Annotated in this window: 24 protein-coding genes; 14 read left to right on the top strand and 10 right to left on the bottom strand. The window is 65.6% G+C overall.

From position 1 onward, the window contains the following. The first annotated feature begins 47 nt into the window (after positions 1-47). Positions 48-2,057: a glycoside hydrolase family 3 protein gene (locus VM94_RS07520; protein WP_046682889.1), complete on the top strand. Its 2,010-nt coding sequence runs from the start codon at positions 48-50 to the stop codon at positions 2,055-2,057. A gap of 6 nt (positions 2,058-2,063) precedes the next feature. On the opposite strand, the gene VM94_RS07515 is transcribed toward VM94_RS07520, so the two are convergent. Together VM94_RS07515 and VM94_RS07510 are read right to left on the bottom strand one after the other, a co-directional pair. Further along, on the bottom strand, positions 2,064-3,182 hold the full coding sequence (locus VM94_RS07515; RefSeq protein WP_046682888.1) for a Gfo/Idh/MocA family protein: 1,119 nt from the start codon (positions 3,180-3,182) through the stop codon (positions 2,064-2,066). Between the two features lie 31 nt (positions 3,183-3,213). Beyond that, complete coding sequence (locus VM94_RS07510) at positions 3,214-4,401, bottom strand: phytanoyl-CoA dioxygenase family protein (protein ID WP_046682887.1); 1,188 nt, start codon at positions 4,399-4,401, stop codon at positions 3,214-3,216. Between the two features lie 105 nt (positions 4,402-4,506). On the opposite strand from VM94_RS07510, the gene VM94_RS07505 reads away from it, so the two are divergent. From VM94_RS07505 to VM94_RS07465, 9 genes are all read left to right on the top strand, one after another. Then, positions 4,507-5,556, top strand: a complete 1,050-nt coding sequence (locus VM94_RS07505) for a LacI family DNA-binding transcriptional regulator (RefSeq protein ID WP_046683110.1) — start codon at positions 4,507-4,509, stop codon at positions 5,554-5,556. A 66-nt stretch (positions 5,557-5,622) separates the two neighbouring features. Then, entirely contained in the window at positions 5,623-7,431 is a 1,809-nt protein-coding gene (locus VM94_RS07500; protein ID WP_052755604.1) for a DUF885 domain-containing protein, read from the top strand. A gap of 102 nt (positions 7,432-7,533) precedes the next feature. Next, positions 7,534-7,989 carry a homoprotocatechuate degradation operon regulator HpaR gene (hpaR, locus tag VM94_RS07495; protein ID WP_223278727.1) on the top strand — a complete coding sequence of 152 codons (456 nt, stop codon included), beginning with the start codon at positions 7,534-7,536 and terminating at the stop codon, positions 7,987-7,989. A 316-nt stretch (positions 7,990-8,305) separates the two neighbouring features. Next, the gene (locus VM94_RS07490) at positions 8,306-9,472 is read left to right on the top strand and encodes a porin (protein WP_046682886.1); all 1,167 of its coding nucleotides are present in this window, start codon (positions 8,306-8,308) and stop codon (positions 9,470-9,472) included. Between the two features lie 28 nt (positions 9,473-9,500). Then, on the top strand, positions 9,501-10,025 hold the full coding sequence (locus VM94_RS07485) for a sorbitol dehydrogenase family protein (RefSeq protein WP_235432869.1): 525 nt from the start codon (positions 9,501-9,503) through the stop codon (positions 10,023-10,025). Between the two features lie 9 nt (positions 10,026-10,034). Continuing rightward, complete coding sequence (locus VM94_RS07480) at positions 10,035-11,645, top strand: GMC family oxidoreductase (protein ID WP_046682884.1); 1,611 nt, start codon at positions 10,035-10,037, stop codon at positions 11,643-11,645. Then, entirely contained in the window at positions 11,642-13,048 is a 1,407-nt protein-coding gene (locus tag VM94_RS07475; protein WP_138829108.1) for a cytochrome c, read from the top strand. The genes VM94_RS07480 and VM94_RS07475 overlap by 4 nt, the downstream gene beginning before the upstream one ends. A 113-nt stretch (positions 13,049-13,161) precedes the next feature. Further along, positions 13,162-13,614: an RrF2 family transcriptional regulator gene (locus tag VM94_RS07470; protein WP_046682882.1), complete on the top strand. Its 453-nt coding sequence runs from the start codon at positions 13,162-13,164 to the stop codon at positions 13,612-13,614. Further along, the gene (locus VM94_RS07465) at positions 13,601-14,590 is read left to right on the top strand and encodes an NAD(P)/FAD-dependent oxidoreductase (protein WP_082127615.1); all 990 of its coding nucleotides are present in this window, start codon (positions 13,601-13,603) and stop codon (positions 14,588-14,590) included. The genes VM94_RS07470 and VM94_RS07465 overlap by 14 nt, the downstream gene beginning before the upstream one ends. On the opposite strand, the gene VM94_RS07460 is transcribed toward VM94_RS07465, so the two are convergent. After that, positions 14,518-15,285, bottom strand: coding sequence for an SDR family oxidoreductase (locus VM94_RS07460; protein WP_046682881.1), 768 nt, complete (start codon positions 15,283-15,285; stop codon positions 14,518-14,520). The two genes, VM94_RS07465 and VM94_RS07460, sit on opposite strands and share 73 nt — an antisense overlap. Positions 15,286-15,407: 122 nt before the next feature. Between VM94_RS07460 and VM94_RS07455 the strand changes: the two genes are divergently transcribed. Then, positions 15,408-16,331 carry a LysR family transcriptional regulator gene (locus tag VM94_RS07455; protein ID WP_046682880.1) on the top strand — a complete coding sequence of 308 codons (924 nt, stop codon included), beginning with the start codon at positions 15,408-15,410 and terminating at the stop codon, positions 16,329-16,331. 15 nt (positions 16,332-16,346) lie between these two features. Continuing rightward, the gene (locus VM94_RS07450) at positions 16,347-17,099 is read left to right on the top strand and encodes a DUF4303 domain-containing protein (protein WP_052755602.1); all 753 of its coding nucleotides are present in this window, start codon (positions 16,347-16,349) and stop codon (positions 17,097-17,099) included. Positions 17,100-17,102: 3 nt separating this feature from the next. On the opposite strand, the gene VM94_RS07445 is transcribed toward VM94_RS07450, so the two are convergent. The 7 genes from VM94_RS07445 to VM94_RS07415 form a co-directional block, all read right to left on the bottom strand. Further along, positions 17,103-18,224 carry a metallophosphoesterase gene (locus VM94_RS07445; protein WP_046682879.1) on the bottom strand — a complete coding sequence of 374 codons (1,122 nt, stop codon included), beginning with the start codon at positions 18,222-18,224 and terminating at the stop codon, positions 17,103-17,105. A 72-nt stretch (positions 18,225-18,296) separates the two neighbouring features. Next, a complete protein-coding gene (locus VM94_RS07440) occupies positions 18,297-19,811 on the bottom strand; it encodes an ATP-binding response regulator (protein WP_052755665.1) in 1,515 nt (504 codons plus the stop codon). Next, entirely contained in the window at positions 19,798-21,621 is a 1,824-nt protein-coding gene (locus VM94_RS07435; RefSeq protein ID WP_082127613.1) for an ATP-binding protein, read from the bottom strand. The genes VM94_RS07440 and VM94_RS07435 overlap by 14 nt, the downstream gene beginning before the upstream one ends. Further along, the gene (locus tag VM94_RS07430; protein WP_235432868.1) at positions 21,618-22,703 is read right to left on the bottom strand and encodes an ATP-binding SpoIIE family protein phosphatase; all 1,086 of its coding nucleotides are present in this window, start codon (positions 22,701-22,703) and stop codon (positions 21,618-21,620) included. The genes VM94_RS07435 and VM94_RS07430 overlap by 4 nt, the downstream gene beginning before the upstream one ends. Then, positions 22,700-23,146, bottom strand: a complete 447-nt coding sequence (locus VM94_RS07425; RefSeq protein WP_235432867.1) for an ATP-binding protein — start codon at positions 23,144-23,146, stop codon at positions 22,700-22,702. The genes VM94_RS07430 and VM94_RS07425 overlap by 4 nt, the downstream gene beginning before the upstream one ends. A gap of 10 nt (positions 23,147-23,156) precedes the next feature. Then, positions 23,157-23,519: an STAS domain-containing protein gene (locus VM94_RS07420; RefSeq protein ID WP_046682875.1), complete on the bottom strand. Its 363-nt coding sequence runs from the start codon at positions 23,517-23,519 to the stop codon at positions 23,157-23,159. A 7-nt stretch (positions 23,520-23,526) separates the two neighbouring features. After that, a complete protein-coding gene (locus VM94_RS07415) occupies positions 23,527-24,405 on the bottom strand; it encodes an STAS domain-containing protein (protein WP_046683105.1) in 879 nt (292 codons plus the stop codon). A gap of 226 nt (positions 24,406-24,631) precedes the next feature. Here VM94_RS07415 and VM94_RS07410 point away from each other — a divergent pair, with 226 nt between their 5' ends. Next, on the top strand, positions 24,632-25,045 hold the full coding sequence (locus VM94_RS07410) for a hemerythrin domain-containing protein (protein ID WP_046682874.1): 414 nt from the start codon (positions 24,632-24,634) through the stop codon (positions 25,043-25,045). 33 nt (positions 25,046-25,078) lie between these two features. Next, positions 25,079-26,260, top strand: coding sequence for an NO-inducible flavohemoprotein (gene hmpA / locus VM94_RS07405; RefSeq protein WP_046682873.1), 1,182 nt, complete (start codon positions 25,079-25,081; stop codon positions 26,258-26,260). Positions 26,261-26,287: the final 27 nt, after the last annotated feature.

The following is a 26,287-nucleotide window of genomic DNA, read 5'->3' as shown; positions in this document are numbered from 1 at the left end:
GGCCTTGCTGCCGCGCCTTGATACCTACAAAAACAGTCTTGGAGATAATGATGAATTGCACTTTGAAACCGATGGCCCGCCTGGTCGCCGGCTGCGTCGCCACGCTTGCCCTGGCCGCCTGCGGCAACGACACCGTCAGCGAGGAATACAAGCAGCCCGTGTTCGGCGCCACCACCTATGCCCAGCTCAGGCTCGACGCCTATACTTTCAAGGACATGAACCGCAACGGCAAGATCGATCCGTATGAGGATTGGCGCCTGTCGGCCGAGGCGCGCGCGGACGACCTGTTGTCGCGCATGAGCCTCGATGAAAAAGCGGGCCTGATGATGCACGGAACGGCGCCCACCGTGGCCGACCCCACCGGCATCGGCCAGGGCGGCGCCTACGACTTGACGGCCCTGCAAGACCTGATCGTCAAGCAGTACGTCAACACCTTCATCACGCGCATGGCGGGCGACACGGCCAATATGGCGACCCAGTACAACAAGGTGCAAGCCCTGAGCGAAACGTCGCGCCACGGCATCCCCGTCTCCATCAGCACGGATCCGCGCCACCATTTCCAGTACACGGTGGGCGCCAGCGCCGGCACCAAGGGCTTTTCGCAGTGGCCTGAAACCCTGGGCCTGGCCGCCATCGGCGACGATGCGCTGGTACGCCGCTTCGGCGACATCGCGCGCCAGGAATACCTGGCCGTCGGCATCACGCAAGCGCTGTCGCCGCAGGCCGACCTGGCCACCGAGCCGCGCTGGTCGCGCATCAACGGCACCTTTGGCGAAGACGCGGACCTGGCCAAGCGCATGGTGCAGCACTATATCGAAGGTTTCCAGGACGGGAACACGGGTCTGCATGACGGCAGCGTGGTGGCTGTCGTCAAGCACTGGGTCGGCTACGGCGCCACGAAAGAGGGCTACGACGGCCACAATTACTATGGCCGCTACATGACTTACCCGGGCAACAACTTCGCCTACCACGTGAAACCGTTCGAAGGCGCCTTCACGGCCAAGGCGGCTTCCGTCATGCCGACCTACGCTCTGCCGGACGGCAATATCACCATCGACGGCATCACCCTGGAACAGGTGGCGGCCGGCTTCAGCAAGACCATGCTGACGGATCTGCTGCGCGGAAAATACGGTTTCGAGGGGGTGATCCTGTCCGACTGGGGCATCACCTCCGACTGCGACGCCAACTGCCGCAACGGCACGGCGCCAGGCGTCGCGCCTTCCTTCATGGGCTTCGGCACGCCGTGGGGCATGGAAAACGCCACCAAGGCCGAGCGCTATGTGAAAGCCGTCACGGCAGGGATGGACCAGTTTGGCGGCGTGACGGAAGCGCCGTACCTGACGCAAGCCGTGCAGCGTGGCCAGCTGACGGAGGAGCGCATCAACGCGTCGGCGCGCCGTATCCTGATCCAGAAATTCAAGCAGGGCCTGTTCGAGCATCCTTTCGTCGATGCGGCCAAGGCGGCCACCACCGTGGGCAAGGCGGACTTCATCGAGGCGGGCCTGGATGCGCAACGCCGTTCGCTGGTCCTGCTGGAAAACAAGGACAAGGTCTTGCCGCTGGCGGCCACCGTCAAGAAGGTCTACCTGTACGGCATCGATGCGGCCGTGGCGAAGCAGTATGGCTACACGGTGGTCGCCACGCCGCAGGAAGCGGACGTGGCCCTGCTGCGCGTGGCCGCGCCGTATGAAATCCTGCACCCGAATTACATCTTCGGCAGCATGCAGCATGAGGGAAGGTTGAACTACGCCGATGGCGACGCCGACTACGAGGCGATCAAGAACGCGGCGAAATTCGCGCCGAAGACGGTGGTCACCGTGTACCTGGACCGCCCGGCCATCCTCGGCAACGTGCAGGACAAGGCCAGCGCCATCCTCGCCAACTTCGGCGTGAGCGACGGCGCGCTGTTCGATGTCCTGACAGGCAAGGCCAAGCCGCAAGGCAAGCTGCCGTTCGAATTGCCATCGTCGATGGCCGAAGTGCAGGTGCAGAAATCGGACGTGCCGTATGACACAGCCCATCCGCTGTACAAGTTCGGTTACGGACTGGCCTACTAAAGCCGTTCAACGTACGGTAATCCAGCTGCGCTCCTGCACAGAGCGCAGCGCCGCGGCTATCAGCCGGTCCACCTCGTAGCCGTCGCGGAAGGTGGGCCAGACCGGCTGGCCGCCGGCGATCGCTTGCAGAAAATCGCGCGCTTCGATGACGATCTGCTCGTTGTAGCCGGTGCCGTGCCCGGCGCCCTGGCTGAACGCCAGGTAGTCGGGGTGGGCGGGTCCCATCAGCAGGCGCTGGAAACCCTGGCGCTGCGCGGGGCGGCCGGCGTCGTACAGCCAGAGTTCATTCTGGTTTTCCTGGTCGAAGGCGATCGCGCCTTTCGTCCCCGTGATGCGGTAGGTGTACCCCATCTTGCGCCCGGCCGCCACGCGGCTGAAGGTCAGGGCGCCTAGCGCGCCGCTGGCAAAGCGCAGCATCACATTCCCCTGGTCGTCATTCTCCACTGCCTCCATGCCAGCTGGCCCTTGGCGCTGCGCGTGCACGGTATTCATGTCGGCCACGAGCGAGTCGACGGGGCCGCCCAGGCGCAGGGCCAGGTTGAGCAGGTGCGAGCCCACGTCGGCCAGCGCGCCGGCACGCGTCGCTGTCGCTTCGCGCGTGCGCCACGAGGCAGGCGCGCCCGGGTCGTGCAGATAGTCTTCCACGTGTTCGGCGGCGACGTGGATGATCTCGCCGATTTCGCCCGATTCGATGATCTGCCGCGCCAGCTGGCTGGCCGGCGTGCGGATGTAGTTGTAGCCCACCATGTTGGCCACGCCCGCTATTTCCGCCGCCTGCGCCAGCAGCAGGGATTCGGCGGCCGTCATGCCCAGCGGCTTTTCGCAGAACACGGGCTTGCCCAAGGCCAGTGCGGCCAGCACGATGTCCTTGTGCGTGGCCGGCGGCGTGGCGACGACGATGGCGTCGATGGCGCGATCATTGACCAGCGCGCGCCAGTCGCCCGTGGAGCGGTTCCAGCCCAGTTCCTGGGCGCTGCGGGCGGCGCCTGCTTCGCTGCTGGTGCTGATGCATTCGCACACGGGGTTCAAGGCCGTGGGGAAAATGCTGCGCACGGCCTTGTAGGCGATGGTGTGGGCCTTGCCCATGTAGCCGGCGCCGATCAGGCCGATGTTGATGTCTTGCATAGGGAGTCTCCGAGGGTGTCGCGATAGGGGATCAAGCTTGCTGGCGCCAGGCGTGGCTGTCCAGCGCGTCGAGGAAGCGGGCGGCGGGCCAGTCCTGCGCCAGCGCTTCGTGCATGATCTGCTGCTGCGTGGGCGGCGCCATGCCGTCTATAGGCTGGTCGCGATCGAGGTTGCTGGGGAAGGCGTAGCCTTCGGCGCAGGCGGCTATCGCGTGAACAATGCCGGCGGCGGACAGGACTCCCTGCGCGCGCAAGGTCTGCAGCGCCGGATACAGCGCGGCGCTCATGGCGCGGCGGTCCAGCGCTTCCATCGCGCGCCCGAACGGCGACGACACTTGCAGCAGATTGGCCATGCGGCGGATGTCGGATGAACGGTTATGGCCCGCCGCATGGAACAGGGCGGGGTTGAAGAAGACGGCGTCGCCTTGTGACAGCGGCAATTGCACGCAATGCCGGGCGAAATAATCGTGGAAGGGCGGTTGCTGCCAGGCGAGGAAACCGGCCCCGTAGCGCTGCGAATACGGCAGGTACAGGGTGGGACCGGACTCGACCGGCATGTCGCAGTGGGCGACGGCGCCCTGCAAGGTCAATAGGGCCGACATCTGGTGCACGGGCGCCGGGTAGGAGGTGCAGGCGGCGGCGCTCTGGAAGCCCAGGTGATAGTCGCGGTGCGGCGCCTGGGCCGCGCCGCCCGGGTTGACGACGTTGACTTGCGCCGTCATCTGGTAGGCGGGGCCCAGCCACGCCTGGGCTATCCACGCAAACACGGGATTGGCGTAGTAGCGCGCGAACGCCTCGGGCGCGCGGATGCACAGTTTTTGCTGGGCGTTCCAGATGCGGTCGTTCGCGCCTGGCTTGGCGAAATGGTCGCCGCCCGCCTGGCCGCTCGCATGCTGTTCGGCGATCAGCGCGCGAAACACGCTGCTCACCTGTTCCAGCGTCCCCGTGTCGTCGACGGCGCGCTGGAGCACGACGACGCCGGGGCCATCCATTAGCGCCTTGCCCCATTCTGCCTGCAGCGCGAGTAGCGACGCGGTACTGGCGGCCAGCGCACGCACCTTGTCGCAATCGTAGACGAGGATATTGTCTTCCACCGCAACGGCGTGGGGATAGTCGGCCAGCGCCGTGCGTTGGCTGACGGTGCGGATGAAATCATCGAGCCGGCAATCCTGCTGCGACAGCCAGAAGGGGGCGGGCGGCGCGGCGTCTTGGGTGATCATGCGGTGTCTCCTGATGTTTTAAGTTGTAGAATCAGTATAGGGATGAAAATCCGCATTTTTCATCAGGAAATCCATCAAAAAACCATCAATTACAATGGACATCGCATGACGCATCCGTTTCCCGTCAAGGTCGTGGCGCTGCAGGCCGGCGTCAGCGTGGCGACCGTCGACCGCGTGATCAAGCAGCGCGGGGGCGTGCACGCCAATACGGTGCGCCGCGTGATGCAGGCACTCGATGAACTGGCGCGGCAAAGCACGCAGGTGGGCCTGGCGGGCAGAAAATTCATGCTCGACGTGCTGATGGTGGCGCCGCGCCGCTTTACCGATGCCGCGCGCACCGCACTCGAATCGGAGCTGCCGTCCCTGCATCCGGCCGTGCTGCGCTCGCGCTTTCACCTGCATGAAACGCTGGACGCGGACGGCATCGTCGACCAGCTGGAACGCATCCGCAAGAATGGCAGCCACGGCGTGCTGCTGAAAGCGCCGGACTTGCCTCCGGTGGCCGAGGCGGTGAACCGGCTGGCGGCGGCCGGCATTCCCGTGGTGACGCTGGTGACGGATTTACCGTCCTCCGCGCGCCGCAGCTATGTCGGCATGGATAACCGCGCGGCGGGCGAGACGGCCGCCTGCCTGATCGGCCAGTGGCTGGGCGCGGGCCAGCGGCCCAGAAAACAGCAGGTACTGGTGACTTTGAGCAGCAACCGTTTTCATGGTGAGGAAGAGCGCGAGATCGGTTTTCGCCGCGCGCTGCGCGAACGGCACCGCCATTTATCCATCGTCGAAGTGAGCGAGGGCCACGGCATCGACGGCGCCACGGGTGCGCTGGTGCGCCAGGCCCTGGCCGGACATCCAGGCATCGCCGCCGTGTATTCCATCGGCGGCGGCAATGCCGCCATCGTGCAGGCATTCGCGCAGGCGGGCCGGCCTTGCCGGGTCTTCATTGGCCACGACCTCGATGCGGACAACGTGGCGCTGCTCAAGTCGGGCGCCATCCACGCCGTGCTGCACCATGACCTGGGCCAGGACATGCGCCGCGCCTGCCAAGAGATACTGCGGGCGCAGGGCGCGCTGCCGGCCCTGGCGCAGGTGCCGCCCTTGTCCGCCATCCAGATCGTCACGCCATGGAACCTGCCCGCGCTGAACGGGGTGAATTGACAGTTACCCGGGGCTGGCCGATACTCGCCGCTTCGCTCATCGTTCACCTCAGGAAGGAATCCCCCGATGTCCGTCACTCCGCAATTGTGCAAGACCGTGCTGGTAGCCGCACTCTCCATCGCGTTTACCATGCCCGCCATGGCCGCCGTCCCTGCAACTGTCGGCGCTTCATCGGCCTGGGTTGAAGCGAGCAACCGCAATGCGGCCATCGTGCTGGCGGCGCAGGCGCAGTTTTCGCCCGAAGACGCCTCCGATACGGGCCTGGCCCAGTACGACGGCCTGGCCGCCGACCTGGGGCCGAACATCACCGAGCGCCATGTGGCGGCCATGCAGAAGGCGCGCGCGCAATTGCAGCAAAAGCTGGAACTGGAACGCGACGAGCGCATACGCCAGGACCTGGAAATCCTGATCGGCGCCGTCGACCAGGAAATCATGGGCACCCAGCTGGAAGCCAAATACACCCTGCCGTGGGTCGATGTGCCGCAATTGGTCTTTGGCAGCATGCAAAGCCTGCTGCAGGAGCAGCGTCCGGCCGCGCGCCGCGCCAAGGCGCTCGAACGCCTGCAACGTTACGTGGGCCAGTTCCCGGGCAGCACGCCGATCACGCAGCAGGCCAAGGCGCGCTTCACGGAAAAAATCGGCCAGCCTGGCCTGGCGGGACCCGTGCGCCTGCAGGTGCAGCAGTCGCTGGAAAACGTGCCGACGTATATCGCCGGCATCCGCAAGCTGTTCGCCGACATGAGGATCAAGGGTGCGGAAAGCGCGCTGGCGGCCATGGAGCAGCAGCTGAACGAATACGCGACGTGGGAAAAGCAAGTGGTGCTGCCGTTGGCGCGCACGGATTTCCGCATGGCGCCCGAGCTGTATGCGTTTCGCCTGAAACAGGTGGGCATCGACATCGAGCCGCGCGCCCTGGTCGAACAGGCGCAGGTGGCTTACCTGGAAACGCGCGCGGCCATGCAGGCGCTGGCGCCCGTGGTGGCGGCCAAGCTGGCATTGAAGGGCGTCGACGGCACGGACTACCGCCAGGTGCTGCGCGCGCTGAAAAGCGATTCGATTCCCAACGAACAGCTTGAGGCGCACTACAAGGGCGTCAATACGCAACTGGAACAGCGCATCGCACAGCGGCGCGTGGTCGATATTCCGGCGCGCGCCATGACCATGCGCCTGGCGTCCGCCGCGGAATCGGCGGCACAGCCGGCGCCGCACATGCGTCCGCCTCCGCTGATCGGCAATACGGGAGAACACGGCCAGTTCGTTCTGCCCGTCAGCAATCCGGCCGCCAGCGGCAAGGGCGAGGCGTATGACGATTTCAATTTCGCGGGCGCCGCCTGGACCCTGAGCGCGCATGAAGGCCGTCCAGGCCACGAGCTGCAGTTCAGCGCCATGGTGGAGCGGGGCGTGTCGCAGGCGCGCAGCCTGTATGCGTTCAACAGCGTCAACGTGGAAGGCTGGGCCCTGTACGCGGAAGCGGAGATGATCCCGTACGAGCCGGCCGAAGGCCAGTTTATCGCGCTGCAGTTCCGCATGCTGCGCGCGGCGCGCGCCATGCTCGACCCGATGCTGAACCTGGGGCAGGTCACGCGCGAGGAAGCGGGGCGCATCCTGACGGATGAAGTGATGCTGTCGAAACCGATGGCGCGCCAGGAACTGGACCGCTACACCTTCAACATGCCGGGCCAGGCGGGCAGTTATTTCTATGGCTATACGCGCATCCTGCAGCTGCGCGCGGAAACGGAGCTGGCGCTGGGCGAGAAATTTGACCGCCTGGCCTTCAATAACTTCCTGCTGGGGCAGGGCTTGCTGCCGCCGGACTTGCTGGCCAAGGCCGTGCGTGAACACTTCATCCCGGAGCAGAGAAAAACCAAAAGCTGACGCCATGGCACGGGAGCGGCAGGGATGGGGAATTTTGCCGCTATTGTCCCCGGGCCAGTCGTATAATGACGCTCATTGTGCTGGCCCACCCAGGAGTTCCACTTGCAGCTACCGATCCGTTATCCGAACATGCCGCAACTGCTGCTGAAGGCCCGCGACAGCCTGCTCCAGCATTTTCGTCCCATCCTCAATCACTTCGGCGTGACGGAGCAGCAGTGGCGCATCATGCGCGCGCTGAATGAAAGCCCGACCCTGGAGCCGCGCGAGCTGTGCGAGATCTGCCAGATTTCCAGTCCCAGCATGAGCGGCATCCTCGCGCGCATGGAAGAAATCGGCTTGATCGGGCGCAGCAAGTTCGAAGGCGACCAGCGCCGCCGCAAGGTGCATCTGTCGGAAGCGGGCGCCAGTTTGCTGATGCAGATGGGGAAGCTGATCGATCTGCAATATGCCCATCTGGAAGCGGCTTACGGCAAGCAAGTGTTCGAGGACATGCGCCGCGCCTTGGAAGCGTTTATTGCTCTTGAAACCCTGCCGGTGGCGCCCGCCATTCTGCGCTGATTTTCCCAGCCTCTCCCGTTTTTCTGCCTGCCTGACTATTCATCGGGCGCGTGTTTTTCGACACGCGCCGCCGCTGCTTTCCCCATGCCTGTCCCCGTGATTTCCCCGTGCTGCCGGGCGTGCGCCCGCACGCCTGCCAGATTTGCTATAAGACTAAGCCCTACAGTCAATCACTTACATGTGAGTAAATAAGCGTATAATTTGCCGCACTTGATCCAAATCAAGAAGAGCAGCGGACGCCCGTATCGATGGATGGGGCGGCAACGTGGCGCCACGCCCGTATTTCGCCAGATAAAACAGGAAAGTCAGGAAAAAAATGAACACACCATGCATGCGCGCTGCGGCGCTGGCCGTCTCCACGCTCATCGGCGCAAACGTTTGCGCACAAAGCAATGTCACCATTTACGGCGTGGTCGACGCGGCCACCGCGTACGCGAGCAACCAGGGCGGCAAGTCGATTACCTATATGCGCAGCGGCAGCTTGTCCGCCAGCAAGATCGGTTTCCAGGGCGTGGAAGACCTGGGCGGCGACCTGAAGGCGCTGTTCCTGCTGGAAAACGGTTTTGAAAGCGATACAGGCGCGCAAAGTTCGGCCAGCGCCCTGTTCAACCGCCAGGCCTACGTAGGCTTGCAATCGGCAGCCTACGGCAGCGTGACGGCCGGGCGCCAGTACACGCCGTACTACCTGCTCGTGGGTTCCCTGGCGTCGAGCAATGTCTTGACGGGTGCCACCGGCGCTCATCCTGGCGACATCGACGGCCTCGATACGACCGTGCGCATCAGCAATTCCGTCACCTACAGCATGCCGGCATGGCGTGGCTTGCAGGCCAGCGCGCAATACGGCTTTGGCGAGGCGGCCGACGGCAAGGCCGTGGGCAGCAGCTTCAGCGCCGCCGTCAAGTACAGCACGTCGCCAGCCGAATTCGCGCTTGGCTATTTGAAACTGAAAAATGGGCAGAGCGGCGCCGGCTGGAGCGACAACGCATCGGGCAGCTTCGGCATCTCGGCCCTCAACCAGGGCTACGCCTCGGCGGAAAGCATAGCATTCATCGCCGCCAGCGCGCGCTACACCATGGGCAAGTGGATGGTGGGCGCCAATGCCAGCAACGTGCAATATCAGGCCGGCAGCCGTTCGGCATTCCGCGACACGGCCATCTTCAACACAGCCGGCCTGATCTCGAGCTACCAGCTGACGCCGCAGTGGTTCCTGTCCGCCGGCTACAGCGACACCTTCGCCAGCCACGCCAACGGCATCGCCGACCGCGCGCGCTACCGCCAGTTGTCGTTCGAACAGACTTACGCGCTGTCGAAGCGCACGGCGATCTACCTGATCGAAGCGCGCCAGCTGGCGCGCGGCCAGACCCTGGGCCAGGACGGCAGCATCGTCAACGCCGTCGCCTCGGTTGGCGATTCGCAAAACGGCACGCCGTCGTCGAACGGCGGCCAGACGGTGGTGATGGTCGGTCTCAAGCATTCTTTCTGAACGGTTGCTGAACTCACGGGAGCTTCAATTGGACGCTACACACAATAAGGAGGGCCGCGGCCCCCTGAATCCCGGCCGCCGCATGGTGCTGGCCGGCTTGCTGTCGGCGTCGGCCGCGGCGCTGATTCCCTGGGCGCTGGCCGAACCGGTCGCCAGCGCGGAGCAGGGCGCCTTCCTCGGCGTGTCGGCCATGCTGGTCGGGCGCCAGGTGCTCGACCCCGTGCTGGCCAAGCGCCTGTATGACGCGCTGGTGGCGCAGGACGCTGGCTTCCCGACGAAGGTGCGCGCGCTGCTGGCCCTGATCAATGCGCAGGGCTTGCAGGCGGCCGGCCTGCAGGAAGCGCTCGACGGACTCGATCCCGCGCAGTCGCCGCTGGCGGCCTTGCCGCGCCAGATCGCCAGCGCCTGGTACCTGGGCATCGTCGGCACGGGCGAGGCGGCCGTCTGCGTCGCCTACGAGCAGGCGCTGAACGCGGCCGTCGTGGCCGATGTGCTCAAGCCTCCCACGTATTCCTACGGCGCCTACGGCAGCTGGGCCAGAAAACCAATTTAAGGAGCCATCATGGCTGCAGAACTCTCCGCCGATTACCTGGTGATCGGCTCCGGCATCATCGGTTCCCTGGCCGCGCGCAAGCTCGCGCTGGCGGGTGCCTCGGTGCTGATCCTGGAAGCGGGCCCGCGCGTCTCGCGCGGCGAAATCGTTGCCCGTTTCCGCAACACGACGCGCCGCAGCGACTGGATGTCGCCGTATCCCTCGGTGGCCACGGCGCCGCACCCGATCTACCAGCCGAAGGATAACGGCTACCTGGTGCAGGCCGGCCCGTATCCGTACCCCGCCGAATACATCCGCCAGTTCGGCGGCACTTCGTGGCACTGGGCCGCCCAGGCGTGGCGCAACGTGCCGAACGACTTCCGCATCCATACCCTGTATGGCGTGGGCGTCGACTGGCCGATCAGCTATGCAGACCTGGAGCCGTTCTACCAGGAAGCGGAAGAGATCATGGGCGTCTCCGGTGCCGACAATACGGGTTCGCCGCGCAAGCAGGCATTCCCGATGGACTCCGTGACGGAGCCGTACGCCATGCGCCGTATCCGCGAGCGCCTCGACCCCTCGTTCAAGGTCGTCGGCAACACGGTGGCGCGCAACAGCGTCAGCTACGATGGCCGCCCGGCCTGCTGCGGCAACAACAGCTGCCAGCCGATCTGCCCCATCGACGCGCAATACCATGGCGGCATCGCCGCAGTGCAGGCGGAAGAAGCTGGCGTCAAGATCGTCTGCAATGCCAACGTCTACAAGCTGGAACATGACTCGCAGGGCCGCATCACGGCTGCCCTGTACTACGACGTGGACAAGAAGAGCCACCGGGTCACGGCCAAGACGTTTATTCTGGCGGCCAACGGCATCGAAAGCCCCCGTTTGCTGCTCGTTTCCGCCTCGGATAAATACCCGAACGGCCTGGCCAACAGCAGCGACATGGTGGGCCGCAACCTGATGGATCACCCGAGCACCTCGATCACCTTCGACGCCGATGAAGACCTGTGGCTGGGCCGGGGCCCGCAAAGCCCCAATTCCATCAACACCATGCGCGACGGCGATTTCCGCAGCCAGCATTCGCCGTACCGCCTGGATTTCACGAACATCTCGAGAGTGGACGGCGCATCGAAGGAACTGATCGGCAAGGGTGTCTTCGGCGAAGCATTTGAACAGCAGCTGCGTTTCCGCTCGGCCCGTGAAATGAGCTTGAAAAACGTGCTGGAAGTGCTGCCGAACCGGGAAAACCGCATTACCCTCAGCAGCGAAAAGGATGCCATGGGCATTCCCAAGCCGCAGGCGCATTATGCGATCGACGAGTACACGAAGCGGGGCCACGAGCGCTCGAAGCAGGATTTCGAGCGCATCGCCAAGCTGATGGGCGGCACCAATCTGCGCCACAGCAAGGAAGGCGTGTTCGCCAACAACCAACACATCTGCGGCACCCTGTCGATGGGTTCCGATCCGGCCAAGGCCGTGTGCGACCAGTGGGGCCGCACCTTCGACCACACCAACCTGTTCCTGTGCAGCACGGGTGTGCTGCCCACGTCCGGTACCTGCAATTCGACGGAAAACGGCCTGGCCGTGGCGCTGCGCACCGTCAAGCATATTCTCGACGAACAACAGGGAGGAACGGCATGATGACGGTCTTCAGACTGGCGGCCGGCGCCGCCTTGTTGTCCCTGGCCTTGCCCGTGCTGGCGGCGCCAGCGCCGGGCGCGGACGTGCGGGCAATCGAACGTGGCCGCTACCTGGCCACGGCCGGCGACTGCATCGCCTGCCACAGCGTGCCTGGCGGCAAGCCGATGGCGGGCGGCCTGGCCCTGGCCACGCCATTGGGCGCCATCGTCGCCACCAACATCACGCCCTCGAAAACGCATGGCATCGGCAACTACACGCTGGCGCAGTTTTCCGCCGCCGTGCGCCATGGAGTGCGGGCCGACGGCGCCAATCTGTACCCGGCCATGCCCTACACGGCCTACGCCAAGGTGACGGATGACGACACGGCCGCCCTGTACGCCTACTTCATGCATGGTGTGGCGGCCGTGGACACGGCGCCGGCGCACAAGACGGATTTGCCGTTCCCGTTCAACATCCGCCTGTCGATGGCGGGCTGGAATCTGCTCTTCCTCGATAAAAAACCGTTCGTGGCCGATAGGTCGAAAAGCATGGAGTGGAACCGCGGCGCCTACCTGGCGCAAGGCCTGGCCCACTGCACCACGTGCCACACGCCGCGCAATGCGCTGATGGCCGAGCAGCTGTCGAAGGAGTTGGGAGGGGCCGACCTGGGCACCTGGTACGCGCCGAACATCACGTCGGACGTCAACAGCGGCATCGGCAGCTGGAGCCAGCAAGACCTGGCCGGCTACCTGCGCACGGGCCGCGCCGCGCACCGTGGGCAGGCGGCAGGCCCGATGGCCGAAGCCATCGACCATAGCCTGAAGCACCTGAGCGACGCGGACTTGAACGCCATCGCGCACTACATCAAGAGCGTGCCCGCCATCCGCGACAAGGCCGACGTGAAACCGGTGACGCAATGGGGCCAGGCGGGCGACGAGTTGAGCAGCATCCGTGGCGTGCCGCTGCCGCAAAACCTGAACAGGATGTCGGGTGCGCAGCTGTACGATGCGCAGTGCGCCAGCTGCCACCAGGCCAGGGGCGAGGGCAGTTTCGACGGCAGCTTGCCGCCGCTGTTCCACAATTCGGCGACGGGGCGCGGCAACAGCAACAACCTGGTGATGGCGATCCTCGATGGGGTCGAACGGCGGGACGGCAAGGGTAGCCATGCCGGCCACCTGATGCCCGCCTTCCGCCAGACCCTGTCGGACGAGCAGATCGTCACCCTCGGCAATTACGTGCAGCGGATGTACGGCAATCCCGCCATCAAGGTGACGGCGGAACAGGTGACGACTTTGCGCAACGGCGGGGCACCGTCGAACCTGATCGGCCTGGCCCGCGCGGGCGTCATCGTCGGCGCTCTGGTGCTGCTGGCCTTGCTGCTGTGGTGGCGCGGACGGCGCCAAAAGGAAGCATCGGCAGCGTAAAAATACACCCTGAAGCAAGGGCTGGGGTCAGATCCGACAGGGTCTGACCCTTTTTTACACAGATTTTTGCAACTCGTTTGCATTCGTGAAAATTATGTACTATCATTAGTTACATGAGACGCGACAGCAAACTATCATCGATCCTCCATGTGCTGCTGCACATGGCCCATGCGGGACGCCCGATGACGTCCGAGGAACTTTCCGGCTACCTGGACACCAATCCCGTGCTGGTGCGGCGCGTGATGGCCGGCTTGCGCGAGCGTGGCTACGTGGCGTCGGACAAGGGCCACGGCGGCGGCTGGCGCATCATCTGCGACATGCACAAGGTGACCTTGCAAGACATCTACGTGGCCGTGGGGTCGCCCACCATCTTCGCCATGGGCAACCGCGTCGATCAGCCGGGCTGCCTGGTCGAGCAGGTGGTCAACCAGTCGCTGGCCGGCGCCTTCGACGAAGCCGAGGCGCTGCTGATCCGGCGTTTTGGCGCCGTCACCCTGGCCGACCTGGCCGACCGTTTCAGCCAACAATACGCCACCCACAAAGGAGCACCGCATGCACATTCCTGAATCGCCTGGCGTCCCGTTCGACGCCATCATCGTCGGCGGCAGCTACGCGGGCCTGTCCGCCGCCACGCAACTGGCGCGCGCCCGCCGCCGCGTGCTGGTGATCGACGGCGGCCAGCGCCGCAACCGCTATGCCAGCCATTCCCACGGTTTCCTGACCCGGGACGGCAGCGGCACGGCAGCCATCGCAGCCGAAGGCAAGGCGCAGTTGATGGCGTATGCCACCGTCACCTGCCTGGATGGCACGGCCGCGCGGGCAGTGGCCAGCGGCGATGGCGATGGTTTTGATGTGACCCTGGCGGACGGCCGTGTCGTCCATGGCCGCCGCCTGCTGCTGGCCACCGGCGTGATCGATGAACTGCCGCCCGTAGACGGCCTGGCCGAGCGCTGGGGCGGCAGCGTCTTTCATTGCCCGTACTGTCACGGCTATGAACTGGAGCAGGGCGCCATCGGCGTGCTGGCCACCGGCCCCCTGTCCATGCACCATGCGCTGATGCTGCCCGACTGGGGCACGGTGACTTTTTTCCTGAATGGCGCGTTCGAGCCCGATGCGGCGCAGCTGGCGCAACTGGAGGCACGCGGCGTCAAGCTGGTGCGCACGCCCGTGGCGCGGATCGACGGCGTGGCCGACGTGGTCATGGCGGACGGCAGCCGCCACGCGATGGCCGGCCTGTTCGTGGCGACCCGTACCCGCCTGGCCAGTTCCCTGGCCAGTGAGTTGGGCTGCTTGCTGGAAGAGGGACCCATGGGACCGTTCGTGCGCACCGACGAGCAAAAGGCCAGCAGCGTGCCCGGCGTCTTTTGCTGCGGCGACGCGGGCCGCATGGCGGGCAGCGTGGCGTTCGCGGTGGCCGATGGCGCCATGGCAGGCGTGGCGGCGCACCGCTCGCTGATGTTCGGACTCGATCAGGCGGCAAAACCGCCATCGATCTTCAATCCCGCGCCCGTGACGAAGGCCGCTTCCGCGCTGGCCAGGTAAGCCACCATGCCGGCGATTTCATCGGCCGTGCCGTGGCGGGGCAGGGCCATCAGGCCGTGCATCAGGTCGGCGAAGTCGCCCGTCGGTGGATTCATGTCCGTGGCGACCGGGCCCGGTTCCACGTTGTTGATGGTGATGCCGCGCGGGCCCAGGTCGCGCGACAGGCCTTGCGTCAGGCCGCTCAGCGCCGATTTGCTCATGGCGTAGGCGGCCGCCCCGCCGAAGGGCATGCGGTGCGCATTCGTGCTGCCGATGTTGATGATGCGCCCGCCCGTTGGCATGTGCGCCACGGCCGCCTTGATGGCCACGAACACGGCGCGCACGTTGACGTTCAAGGTCTTGTCGAAGTCTTCCAGCGAAAAGTCGTCGATGGCGCCGGGCAGGAACACGCCCGCATTGTTGACGAGGATGTCGATCCTGCCAAACTGCGCCGCCACCTTGGCGATGGCCGCCGTCAGGGCGGAGGCGTCGGCCGCATCGGCCTGCACGCCCAGGGCCTTGCCGCCGGCCGCCTCCACTTTGGCGGCCAGCGCCTGCGCTTCGGCGGCGGAACTTTGATAGGTGAAGACGACGTTGGCGCCCTGGCTGGCAAGGCGGCGTACGATGGCGGCGCCGATGCCGCGCGAGCCGCCCGTCACAAACGCGATCTTGTCTTGCAGTGGCAGGGAGGTGCTGATGGTGGCTTGGGTTTGCATGATGTACTTTCGTGTGAGGAGTCGAGGAATTCAGTATCTGCCTTTCATTCCTGTCGCGCTAGCCATGAATCGCTACAATCACTTTCAACCTTGAGTATCAAATGAGCGGGTAGAATAGGCGCATGGAAGCCCTCAATCACTTGCAATCGTTCGTGCTGTCTGCCGAGCTGGGCAGCTTTTCGGCGGCCGCGCGCCGCCTGGGGCTGACGCCGGCGGCCGTCAGCAAGAACGTGGCGCGGCTGGAAGCGAGCCTGGGGCTGCGCCTGTTCCAGCGCAGCACGCGCCGCCTGACCCTGACGGAAGGGGGAGAGCGTTTCCTGCAGCAGATCGGCGGCGCCCTGTCCACCTTGCGCGAGGCGATCGCCGGCGTGGCGGAAGAGGGCGGCCAGCCAGCCGGCATACTGAAAATCAGCATGGCGCCGTCGTTCGGGCGCAGCTATGTGGTGCCCTTGCTGGGCGACTTCATCGCGCGCTACCCTGGCGTCATCCCCGACTGCCATTTCGACAACCGGCAAGTGGACCTGGTCGGCGAAGGGTTCGATGTCGCCATCGGCGGCGGCATCGAACTGACGCCGGGCGTGGTGGCGCGCGAACTGGGCCACGCCCACATCGTCGCCACGGCGTCACCCGCCTTCATGCAGGGGAAAACCATGCCCACGCATCCGTCGGACCTGGCCCAATTCGACGGCGTAACGCGCCGCTCGGCCGGCAGCGGCCGATTGCGCAGCTGGATACTGCGCGATGGCGCGGGCGGCGAAGGCGTGGCCGAATGCCGGCCGCGCGCCATCTTCGACGACCCGGAAGCGATGGCGCAGGCGGCCATCCTCGGTGTCGGCGTGGCGCTGCTGCCCATGCCGCACGCGCTGGCCCACTTGCGCAGCGGCGCCCTGGTCCGGCTGCTGCCCGGCTGGCATGCCGATTCCGGCCCCCTGTCCGTGTACTATCCCAGCAAGAAACTGCTGCCCGCGAAGACGCGCGTGTTCGTCGATTTTTTGCTGGAACAGTTCCGCCAGCGCGATTTCGCCGCGCAGATACGGCCCGATTAATCAATGAAAAATCTTATGCCTGACAACTACAGCCTGTTTTACACCTTTGACCATGACCAGCCGGCCCGCTTCCAGGAAGCGCGCGTGTTCGGCACCACCGTGTGGACGGCCAGCGGCGCGGCCATGACCTGGGGCGAGGAGACGCGCACGCAGTACGCGAGCGTAGCCGAAGCGCAGGCCGCCTATCTGGCCCACTGCGATGCGGCTGTTGCCGATGGCTATACCCTGGCGCGCGCCATGCTCATCGACCCGGCCGTCTTTGATTTCGTGCTGCTGCACACCCTGGTGGCGGACGCCGCGCGCAGTGCTTTCGCTGCCGTGCGCCGTGCCCATTCCGATCAACACATCAACGCTTTCGCGCTGGTCAGCGACGACAGCGCCATGACCATCGGCCCGGCGGCCAACAGCCACGAAGCGCTGGCCGCGTCGGAATACGGCGAAGAGATGTTGTGGAATCCGGCCGAATGGGCGTTTGAGGACGGGGTCGCCTATTTCGACAGCGCCTACCGATTACTGCTGCAGGCGCACCGCGGCTTGCCGTTCGACGTCGATTTCGATACCTTCCGCACTGGCGTGTTCGACGCCTGCATTGCCGCGCTGGCGCAGCTTGACGCCGAAGGCTGTTTTGGTGGGAGCACGCAGCGCGACGATTTCGTGCTGCTGTTCGAGGTCAGCGACAGCGAAGCGGTGGAAGGCGCGATGGAACGATTGAATCCGCCGGCCGTGGCGGCGCGTTTCGCGGCGTGGATGGCCAGCTGCGCGGAGTAACGCTTACGCCGCCACCAGCCTCAGTCTCGTAATCTCCGCCGGCGCGCCGATGCGTTTCGGCGGGCCCCAGTAACCGGTGCCGCGGCTGACATAAATCCACAAGCGGCCTTGCCGGTGCAGGCCGGCCACGTACGGCTGTTGCAGCGGCACGAACAGATTCCAGGGCCAGAATTGTCCGCCGTGCGTGTGGCCCGACAGTTGCAGGTCGTAACCTGCCGCTTCGGCCTCGGGCGCGCTGCGCGGCTGGTGCGCCAGCAGGATGCGGGGGATATCGGCGGGCGCGCCGGCGATGGCCGCTTGCGGGTCGCTTTTCTGGGCAGGGTCGAAACTGGCCGCATTGAAATCGGTGACGCCGGCCAGCGCCAGGCGCGCGCCGTCGTGTTCAAGGAGTGTGTGTTCGTTCATCAGCACACGCAGGCCCAGGCGGCGGAACTCCGCCACCCACGGCGCGGCGCCCGAATAGTATTCGTGGTTGCCCGTCACGAGGAAGACGCCATGGCGCGCGCGCAGCTCGCCCAGCGGCGCCGTATGGCTGGCCAGTTGCGCCACCGTGCCGTCGACCACGTCGCCCGTGATGGCGACGATGTCGGCCCGCAGGCCGTTGGCGCGCGCGACGATGGCTTCCACATAGGTGCGCTTGATGGTGGCGCCCACGTGGATGTCGCTCAGTTGCACGATGGTCAAGCCCTGCAAGGCGGCCGGCAGGCCGGCGATGGGCACGTCGACCTCGCGCACGCGCGCCACCCTGCGGGCGTTGAGGTAGCCGACGGCGGTGGCCAGCAGTGCCAGAACGAGGACGGCCACGGCGGACGCCTGTGCGTGCGGGCGGGTGGCGGGAATCAGCATCAGCAACTCGCGCAGCACGGTGAGCACGAACAGCGAGGAAAAAAAGCCCATGCACAGCGAGCCGGCCCAGCTCAAGCGGTCGGCCAGGCGCCCATCGTTGGTGACGGCGCGCGCGAAGATGGTCATCGGCATGAGCATGGTCGAGGCGAGCAAGACGGCGCCGCCCAGCAGCCAGCCTGCCAGGCCGACGGGCAGGGCAGGCAGCAGCAGCCAGCCCAGCAGGGCGTGCAGGGCGCCCAGTATCATGGTGATGCGCAGCAGCGGCGTGCGGGTTTTCATGTCATGGTTCCAGAGGTGAGGCGGCCGCCGATTATAGCGGACGCCCCGGCAACACGCAGCCGCCACCCCCGCTCATGGCGCGATATGCAATCCCAGCATGGCCAGCTTGCCGAAATCGACGGGCTTGGCGAAGTGCTCATTGAAACCCGACGCCAGGGCCGCCTGGCGGTCGTGTTCCTGGCCATAGCCGGTCAGCGCGACGAGCAGGAATTGCTGCGGTATCGGCAGCTGGCGCATTTTGATTGCCACGTCGTAGCCGCTCATGTCGGGCAGGCCGATGTCGAGAAAGACGATGTCGGGCTTGAATTCCAAGGTGCGCTCGGTCGCTTGCGTGCCCGTGTAGGCCGTGCGCACCGTGTGGCCGTACATTTCCAGCAATTCGGCCAGGGTATCGGCCGCATCGCAGTTGTCGTCGACGACGAGGATGCGCTGGCTGCCGCCGGTGGCCGCTTCCGGCACTGGCGCGGCCGGTTGCGGCACGTTGGCGTCGAGCGGCAGGATGACTTCGAAGGTGCTGCCCAGCCCCACGCCCGGGCTGTGCACGCTGACCTGGCCGCCATGCAAGGTCACCAGGTTGCGCACCAGCGACAGGCCGATGCCCAGGCCGTCCTGCACCCGGTCGGGCGAGTGGCCGCTTTGCTCGAACAGGCCGAAGATGCTGTCGATGCTGGCGGCGGCGATGCCGATGCCGTTGTCGCTCAGGCGGATGCGCACGTTGTCGCCGTCGCGCACGGCGGTGATGGCGATGCGCCCGCCCGGCGCCGTGAACTTGGCCGCGTTGAGCAGCAGGTTGGCGACGATCTGCGACAGGCGCACGGCGTCGCCGCAGACCCACAGTTCTTCCTTGGGCAGGTTCACGTCCAGCGCATGGCCGCGCGCCTCGACGCTGTGCGAACTCGTCTCCAGCGCGCTGCGGATGACGCTGGCCAGGCTCACGCTTTCCCATTGCAGCGAGATTTTACCCTGCGAGATGCGCGACACGTCGAGCAGGTCGTCCACCAGGCGCACCAGGTGGTCCGTGTGGCGGCCGATGGTGCGGCGCGCATTGTCCTGCACGGCCGGCACGACGGGGTCGAGCTTGCACAGCAGGGCCAGCGCCGTGCGGATGGGACCCAGCGGGTTGCGCAATTCGTGCGCCAGGGTGGCCAGGAATTCGTCCTTGCGGCGGTCCACGTCGCGCAGCGCACGCTCGACCCGTCCCAGTCGCAGCAGCGCCCTGACGTTGGCGATCAGTTCATCGGCCTCGATCGGCTCGACCAGGTAATTGTCGGCGCCGCCGTCGAGGGCGCGGATCTTGTCGGCCGAGCCGATGCAGGAAGCGGACGTTTGCAGCACGAGGATGGTGTTCGTTTCGTCGCCGCCCTTCAGTTGGCGGCACACTTCCAGGCCGTTGATGTCCGGCAGCTTGACGTCGAGGAGGATCAGGTTGGGGCGGTCCTGGCGGGCGCGCAGCAGCGCGTCGCCCCCGTTCGAGGCTTCGATGACCTTGAAACCGGCGCGTTTGAGGATGCGCGATTTGGCGTAGCGTGCGCCGTCGCTGTCATCGACGTTCAGGATCAGAGCATCGCTGTTGTTATCCGGTAGCATGCGCATTGTCCCAGGTGGTTGTGCCTTGCGGCGGAACCGGCTCTTGCCGGTGGTGTGTATTGCCGATCAGCGCGCGCAGGGTCGCCAGCAATTGCTGGCGCGACAGCGGCTTGACGTAGTAGGCGTCGGCGCCCAGGGCCAGGCCCTTGCGCACGTCGTCGATCTCGGTGGCGACGATGACGGGTACCTGGCGCCGCAGCGGGTCGTTTTTCAGCTCGGCCAGCCAGTGCCAGGCCGTTTCGCCGTGCAGCAGGATGTCGAGGATGACGGCGGCGGGGCGCTGCTGTTCCCAGCGCTCCTGCGCTTCGCGCACGCTGCGCGCGGGGACCACGCGAAATTCGCTGCCGGCCAAAAATTTTTCATACAGCAGGCGCACGGGCGGATTGTCTTCCACCACCAGCACGCCGATGCGCTGGTCGTTGCCATTGTCGTTGGCCGGCGCGCTGGGCGGCAGGCTGCCTTCGGGCGCATGGTAGCTGGTGGGCAGGACGACGGAAAACAGCGAACCGTGGCCCGGCGTGCTTTCCACGCTCACCGTGCCATTGAGCAAGGTGGCCAGGTTGCGGCACAGGGGCAGGCCCAGGCCCGTGCCCTTGACCTTGCGCTGCATGTGGTTTTCCACCTGGCTGAATTCCTCGAAAATCAGCTGCACGTCTTCGGCATCGATGCCCAGGCCCGTATCGGAGACGGAAAAGCGGATGGCGTCCTGCTCCGGCAAGGGTGTGGCGCTGACGACGATGGCTCCGGCCTCGGTGAACTTGAGGGCGTTGGAAATGAAGTTGCGCAGGATTTGCGACAGCTTGCCTTCATCCGTGTGGATGTGCAGCGCCGGGTCGGGGTCAATGAAGGTCAGGGTGAGCGTATCGGACACCAGCAGCGGGCGCAGCATGCCGCGCAGGGCGCTGAACAGGTCGGCCACCTGGAAGCTGTTGGCGTGCACGTCGACCTTGCCCGCCTCGATCTTGGCCAGGTCCAGCAAGTCGTTGACCAGGTCGCTCAGGCTGACGGCGCTTTGCAGGATGAACAGCACCTGCTTTTCCTGTTCCTCGGACAGCTCGCCGTCGATGCGGTCGAGCAGCAGCTTGGACAGGGCGCGGATGGAGCTGAGCGGGGTGCGGAATTCATGGCTCATGTTCGACAGGAAGCGCGATTTCATCTGGTCGGCGCGGCGCAGGTGGTCGGCTTTTTCGTCGAGTTCCGCGAACAGCGCCACCACGCCGCGGTTGGTGTCTTCCAGTTCGCGCGTCAGCTGCAGCAGGTCGTCCTGGCGCGTCTTGAGTTCGGCCAGGGTGGTCAATAGTTCGCGGTTCTGCTGCTGCACTTCGGACAGCGTGATATCCGAGGGCAGCGCCTGCAGGCTGCCGGACAGCGTGCCGATCATGCTGCCGTCGAGCAGGGGCGCGTCGCGCGGGAACAGCTTGTGCAGCGTGATGTGCGTGCCTTCGCCCGGCGTGCTGTGGATATGGCAGCGGTCCATCAGGCGCTGCGCGCCCAGGATGCCCAGGCCCATGCCCGTCGGCGAGCGGTAGGTGCCGGCCAGTATCTTGTCGAGCTGCGCGATGCCGGGGCCCTGGTCTTCGATGCGGATGCTGAGTACCTGCGGCGCCGTCTGGCCATCGATGGCGAAGTGCACCTTGCCGCTGCCGGCGTAGTTGTAGACGTTGCGCGCCAGTTCCGACACGGCCGTGGCGATGCGCACCTGGTCCTGCACGCCGAAGCCGCACAGGGCAGCGATCTGCCGCGCGCGCTGGCGTGCGCCCACCACATCGAGTTCGCTGCCGATATGGGCCGTCAATATGCGTTGCGTCATGTTGTTTCGCTCCTTTCTTCGGCGACGGCCTGGCATTCCTCATGTTCGCGCAGCACCACCACCGTGACGTCGTCGCGTCCGCGCGCAAAATCGCGGTACAGCACGGAGGCGACGAGGCTGGGGTGGCATTGCGCCAGGCCCGGATACTGTTCCAGGTCCCAGCGTGTGTGCAAGCCGTCCGAGTGCATGATCAAGGTCGCGCCCAGCTGCCACGGATAGCAGAATTCCTGCACCTTGCGCAGGTTGCTGCCGACGATGCCGTTATGCGACAGCAGGTGCCGGCGCTGCTGCGCATCGAAGGCGCAGGCGGCGATATTGCCCACGCCCGCATAGCGCAATTCGCGGCGCGCGCTGTCGATATGCGCCACGGCCATGGCCGCGCCGCGCGTCGTGCGCAGAGCGCCGTGGGCCAGTTCGATGAAGGGGGCGGGCAGGGGCGGCAGGCCGGGCGTGTCGGTTTCCAGCAGGGCGCTGGCGCGTTCCGAGGCGCGCGCCGCCAGCGGGCCGTGGCCCAGGCCATCGGCCACCATCAGGCTCAGTTCATGGCCTTCGCAGACCACGTTCCAGGCGTCGCCGCACACTTGTTCCGAGGCAAGCGGCAGGCACACGGCGCCGATGCGCCAGTTCGGATGGGCGGGAATGGCGCTGCTGGCGTGCTGGCCCCAGACCACCACCATCAGCACCGTGCCCTTGCCGGGCGCCGTGTACAGGTCGAATTCCTGGCCCAGGCGGCGTATCGCGCCCAGCCCCACGCCGTAGGTGCCCGTGGTGGAATGGCCATCCTGCATGTGCTGGCGCACATTGGCCATGCCGGGGCCGTTGTCGATGGCCAGTACTTCGATGCCGCTGGTGCCGCCGCGCAGCACCTTGCGCAGCAGGATTTCGCCGCGCTGCGCGTGCTTGACGATGTTGGTTGCCGCTTCGCTGATGATGATGGCCAGCTGGCCCGTGCGCACGTCGTCGAAACCGATGCGGCGCGCCAGTTCGTTGCCGGCGCGGCGGGCCGCGGCGATCTCGCTCGGTTCGCCGATGGGAAAACTTCTTTGCCTGAGAATGTCAGGCTGTGGTTCCTGGTGGTTCAAAACAGCTTCCATTTCGCGATGGTGACGGTGGTGCCCGCGCCGGGCGCCGTGTCGATGTGAAATGCGTCGGCCAGGCGCTTGGCGCCGCCCAGCCCCAGTCCCAGCCCGCCGCCGCTGGTATAGCCATCGGTCAGCGCCAGGGGGATATCTTCGATGCCCGGTCCCGCATCGACAAAGCGCAGCTCCAGTCCCTGCCGCGCGCCATCGCAGACGCGCGCGATGCGCGCTTCGCCGCCGCCGCCGTAGCGCAAGGTATTGCGCGCCAGCTCGCTGGCTGCCGTGATGATCTTGGTCTGTTCGATCAGGCTAAACCCCATGGCGACCATGCTGTCGCGCACCTGCTTGCGCAAGCGCACGACGTCTTCATCGCTGTGCAGGGGCAGGATCTGCTGCATCTGCTGTCCCCCCGCCTGCGCCCGTTCCTGAGCCTGCGCGCCTAGCATGGCGCCCCCGTCATGCGCATGCGCCGCCCCGTTCCAGCATCTTGATGCCCAGCTCCACGTTGAGCGCCGTGCTCACGCCTTCCAGGGTCAGCCCCAGTTCCACCAGGGTGATGGCGACGGCTGGCTGCATGCCGACGACGACGGTGCGCGCGTCGAGGATTTTCGCCATCGCCGCCGTGTTGCTGATCATGCGGCCGATGAAGGAGTCGACGATGTCGAGCGCTGAAATGTCGATCAGCACGCCCGTGGCGCGGTCAGTCACGATGCGGTTGGTCAGGTCGTCCTGCAAAGTCATCGCCAGGCGGTCATGCATGTCCACCTGGATCGTCACCAGCAGCAGCCGGCCCATGCGTAAAATGGGGATTCTTTCCATAGGCGCCTCAGTGTGGTTGCTGCTGGTAGGTGATGCTGGAGCCCGTGCGTTTCAGGGCCACGACGAAGGCGTCGGCCAGGGTGGCCTTGGTCATCACGTCTTCCAGGTTGACGCCCAGGTGCACGATGGTTTGCGCGATCTGCGGGCGGATGCCGCTGATGATGCAGTCGGCGCCCATCAGGCGCGCGGCGGCGATGGTTTTCAGCAGGTGCTGCGCCACCAGGGTGTCGACGGTCGGCACGCCCGTGATGTCGATGATGGCGATCAGGGCGCCCGTGTCGACGATCTTTTGCAGCAGGCTTTCCATCACCACCTGCGTGCGGGCGCTGTCGAGCGTGCCGATAAGGGGCAGGGCCAGCACGTTTTGCCACAGCTGCACCACGGGCGTGGACAGCTCCAGCAATTCCTGCTGCTGGCGCAGGATCACCTGTTCGCGCGCCTTCTGGTAGATGGCGATGGTCAGCAAGCCCAGTTCGTCGAACAGCTTGCTGGTGCTGACGATGGCGTCGCCCAGCAGCTCCGGCTGCGCCGTGATTGCCTTGCGCAGGTAGCCGAACAGCGGCTCTTTCAAGGCGAACATGAAGCTGGCCGTGTCGATCGGCGAATAGCCCTGGCGCACGCGCGACTGCGATATTTCCGCGATCAGCTGGCGCGTATCGTCCCAGGCGCCGCCTTCGATGTCGAACGAGTCGCCGCTTTCCAGCGCGCCCGCCAGCAGGGGCAGGAATTGCGATGCCTGCTGGCGCAGCTCGTTTTCGGCGATCTTGTCGCGCCGCACGAGGCGGGCGATCAGGCCGGCCATCCAGCCGTCCAGCAGTTCCGTGTGGTGCTCGTTGATGATGCTGGCCAGTTGCTGCGAATGGCCCGTGCCCGTCTTGTTTTTCATGCTCATCCTTGGATGGAGTGGAGGGTGCGGCACGGCCGCAATCGGGCCCGCGCTGTGATGAATAAATTATAGGCAGGCATCGTGGAAGCTTGTGTTCTGTGCCGCACATAGTGGCGCATGTCGACGTACATTCCTGGTGGCAACATTTGCGAATTAAAGATGTATATGATTTGCATGTTTAGGCAAATCCCGCTACACTGGGAACACTCAACAAGAGAAAAACGCCATGAATATCGACAAATTCAAACAGCAGCACCTGGCCATCCTGGCCGCCATCGACGACTTGCGCCAGCTGGCGCGCGGCGGTGTGGCCGCGCAGGCGCAGGCCATCGCGGAACAGATCGTCGCCATGAGCGGCTTGATCAAGCTGCACCTGGCCGTCGAGCAGCGCTACCTGTATCCGGCCGCGCAAGCGTCCGGCGTGGCCAAGGTGGCCCGGCAGGGGCGCCAGTACGAAAACGAAATGCACGGCATCGCCGGCGCCTACCTGGATTTCGCCGGCCGCTGGAATACGCCCGTGCGCCTGGAAGCCGAGCCGGATGCCTTCCGCAGCGAAGCCAATACCGTCCTGCACGCGCTGTTCCAGCGCATGCGCCGCGAAGACCATGATTTGTACCCGGCCATCGAATCTCTGGCCTGAGATCGCTTACCCATATCCCCACAGGAGTTTTACATGCTGACCCAAGAACAACGCGCCATCATCACCGCGACCGTCCCCATCCTCGAGCAGGGTGGCGAAGCGCTGACGCGCCACTTCTACAAGAATCTGTTCCGCGACCATCCCGAAGTGCTGCCGTACTTTAACCAGGCGCACCAGCACAGCGGCGACCAGCAGCGCGCGCTGGCCAATGGCGTGCTGATGTATGCCAAACATATCGATCAACTGGATGCGCTGGGCGACCTGGTGGCCACCATCGTCAACAAGCACGTGGCCTTGCAGATCCGCGCCGAGCACTATCCGCTGGTGGGCGCCAGCCTGCTGCAGGCGATCCGCGAAGTGCTGGGCGAAGAGGTCGCCAGCGACGCCGTCATCGACGCCTGGGGCGCCGCCTACGGCCAGCTGGCCGACATCCTGGCCGGCGAGGAAGGACGCATCTACAAGGCGCAGGCGGCCGCACCGGGCGGCTGGAGCGGCGCGCGCGATTTTCTGGTGCGCAGCAAGACGGTGGAAAGCGGCGAGATCACGTCCTTCCTGCTGGCGCCCGCCGATGGCCAGCCCGTGCTGGACTTTGCGCCCGGCCAGTATATCGGCGTGCTGGCCAACGTCGATGGCGTGCCCATGCGCCGCCAGTACTCCTTGTCGGCCGCCAGCAATGGCCAGACCTACCGCATCAGCGTCAAGCGCGAAGCGGGCGGCAAGGTGTCGAATTTCTTCCACGACCACGTGCAGGCGGGCGACACCGTGCAGCTGACGCCGCCATCGGGCGACTTCGTGCTGAGGGATGGCGACAAGCCGCTCGTGCTGATCAGCGGCGGCGTGGGCATCACGCCGACCCTGGCCATGCTGACGGCGGCCCTGCGCGGCAAGCGTCCCGTGCATTTCATCCATGCGGCGCGCAACCACGGCGTGCATGCGTTCCGCGCGCAGATCGACGAACTGGCCGCGCAACATCCGCAGCTGCAGCGCTATTACTGCTATGCGGAGCATGGCGGTGAACAGGACGCGCCGGACGCCGTCGGCTTGCTGAATAAAGAGCAGCTGAAAAACTGGTTGCCGGCCTCGCGCGACGTCGACGCCTATTTCCTGGGACCGCAGCCATTCATGCGGGCCGTCAAGCAATACCTGCGCGAACTGGGCGTGCCGGAGCAGCAGACGCACCATGAATTCTTCGGACCGGCTGCCGCATTGAACTGATTTTTCTGTCTGCCTTGTGTTGCCGCC

The sequence above is a fragment of the Janthinobacterium sp. KBS0711 genome, from assembly GCF_000988085.1.
Taxonomy (GTDB): Bacteria; Pseudomonadota; Gammaproteobacteria; order Burkholderiales; family Burkholderiaceae_D; genus Janthinobacterium; species Janthinobacterium lividum_E.
Note: the sequence above shows the minus strand (reverse complement) of the source record. Positions and strands in the feature narration are given on the sequence as shown.

Coding starts and splice junctions, on each gene's coding strand:
- VM94_RS07415 (WP_046683105.1), bottom strand. CDS start 24,405: ATGAAAAACAAGACGGGCACGGGCCATTCGCAGCAACTGGCCAGCATC.
- VM94_RS07490 (WP_046682886.1), top strand. CDS start 8,306: ATGAACACACCATGCATGCGCGCTGCGGCGCTGGCCGTCTCCACGCTC.
- VM94_RS07450 (WP_052755602.1), top strand. CDS start 16,347: ATGCCTGACAACTACAGCCTGTTTTACACCTTTGACCATGACCAGCCG.
- VM94_RS07425 (WP_235432867.1), bottom strand. CDS start 23,146: ATGCTAGGCGCGCAGGCTCAGGAACGGGCGCAGGCGGGGGGACAGCAG.
- VM94_RS07445 (WP_046682879.1), bottom strand. CDS start 18,224: ATGAAAACCCGCACGCCGCTGCTGCGCATCACCATGATACTGGGCGCC.
- VM94_RS07505 (WP_046683110.1), top strand. CDS start 4,507: ATGACGCATCCGTTTCCCGTCAAGGTCGTGGCGCTGCAGGCCGGCGTC.
- VM94_RS07520 (WP_046682889.1), top strand. CDS start 48: ATGATGAATTGCACTTTGAAACCGATGGCCCGCCTGGTCGCCGGCTGC.
- VM94_RS07455 (WP_046682880.1), top strand. CDS start 15,408: ATGGAAGCCCTCAATCACTTGCAATCGTTCGTGCTGTCTGCCGAGCTG.
- hmpA (WP_046682873.1), top strand. CDS start 25,079: ATGCTGACCCAAGAACAACGCGCCATCATCACCGCGACCGTCCCCATC.
- VM94_RS07500 (WP_052755604.1), top strand. CDS start 5,623: ATGTCCGTCACTCCGCAATTGTGCAAGACCGTGCTGGTAGCCGCACTC.
- VM94_RS07480 (WP_046682884.1), top strand. CDS start 10,035: ATGGCTGCAGAACTCTCCGCCGATTACCTGGTGATCGGCTCCGGCATC.
- VM94_RS07435 (WP_082127613.1), bottom strand. CDS start 21,621: ATGACGCAACGCATATTGACGGCCCATATCGGCAGCGAACTCGATGTG.
- VM94_RS07420 (WP_046682875.1), bottom strand. CDS start 23,519: ATGGAAAGAATCCCCATTTTACGCATGGGCCGGCTGCTGCTGGTGACG.
- VM94_RS07440 (WP_052755665.1), bottom strand. CDS start 19,811: ATGCTACCGGATAACAACAGCGATGCTCTGATCCTGAACGTCGATGAC.
- VM94_RS07460 (WP_046682881.1), bottom strand. CDS start 15,285: ATGCAAACCCAAGCCACCATCAGCACCTCCCTGCCACTGCAAGACAAG.
- VM94_RS07510 (WP_046682887.1), bottom strand. CDS start 4,401: ATGATCACCCAAGACGCCGCGCCGCCCGCCCCCTTCTGGCTGTCGCAG.
- VM94_RS07475 (WP_138829108.1), top strand. CDS start 11,642: ATGATGACGGTCTTCAGACTGGCGGCCGGCGCCGCCTTGTTGTCCCTG.
- VM94_RS07470 (WP_046682882.1), top strand. CDS start 13,162: ATGAGACGCGACAGCAAACTATCATCGATCCTCCATGTGCTGCTGCAC.
- VM94_RS07515 (WP_046682888.1), bottom strand. CDS start 3,182: ATGCAAGACATCAACATCGGCCTGATCGGCGCCGGCTACATGGGCAAG.
- VM94_RS07465 (WP_082127615.1), top strand. CDS start 13,601: ATGCACATTCCTGAATCGCCTGGCGTCCCGTTCGACGCCATCATCGTC.
- VM94_RS07410 (WP_046682874.1), top strand. CDS start 24,632: ATGAATATCGACAAATTCAAACAGCAGCACCTGGCCATCCTGGCCGCC.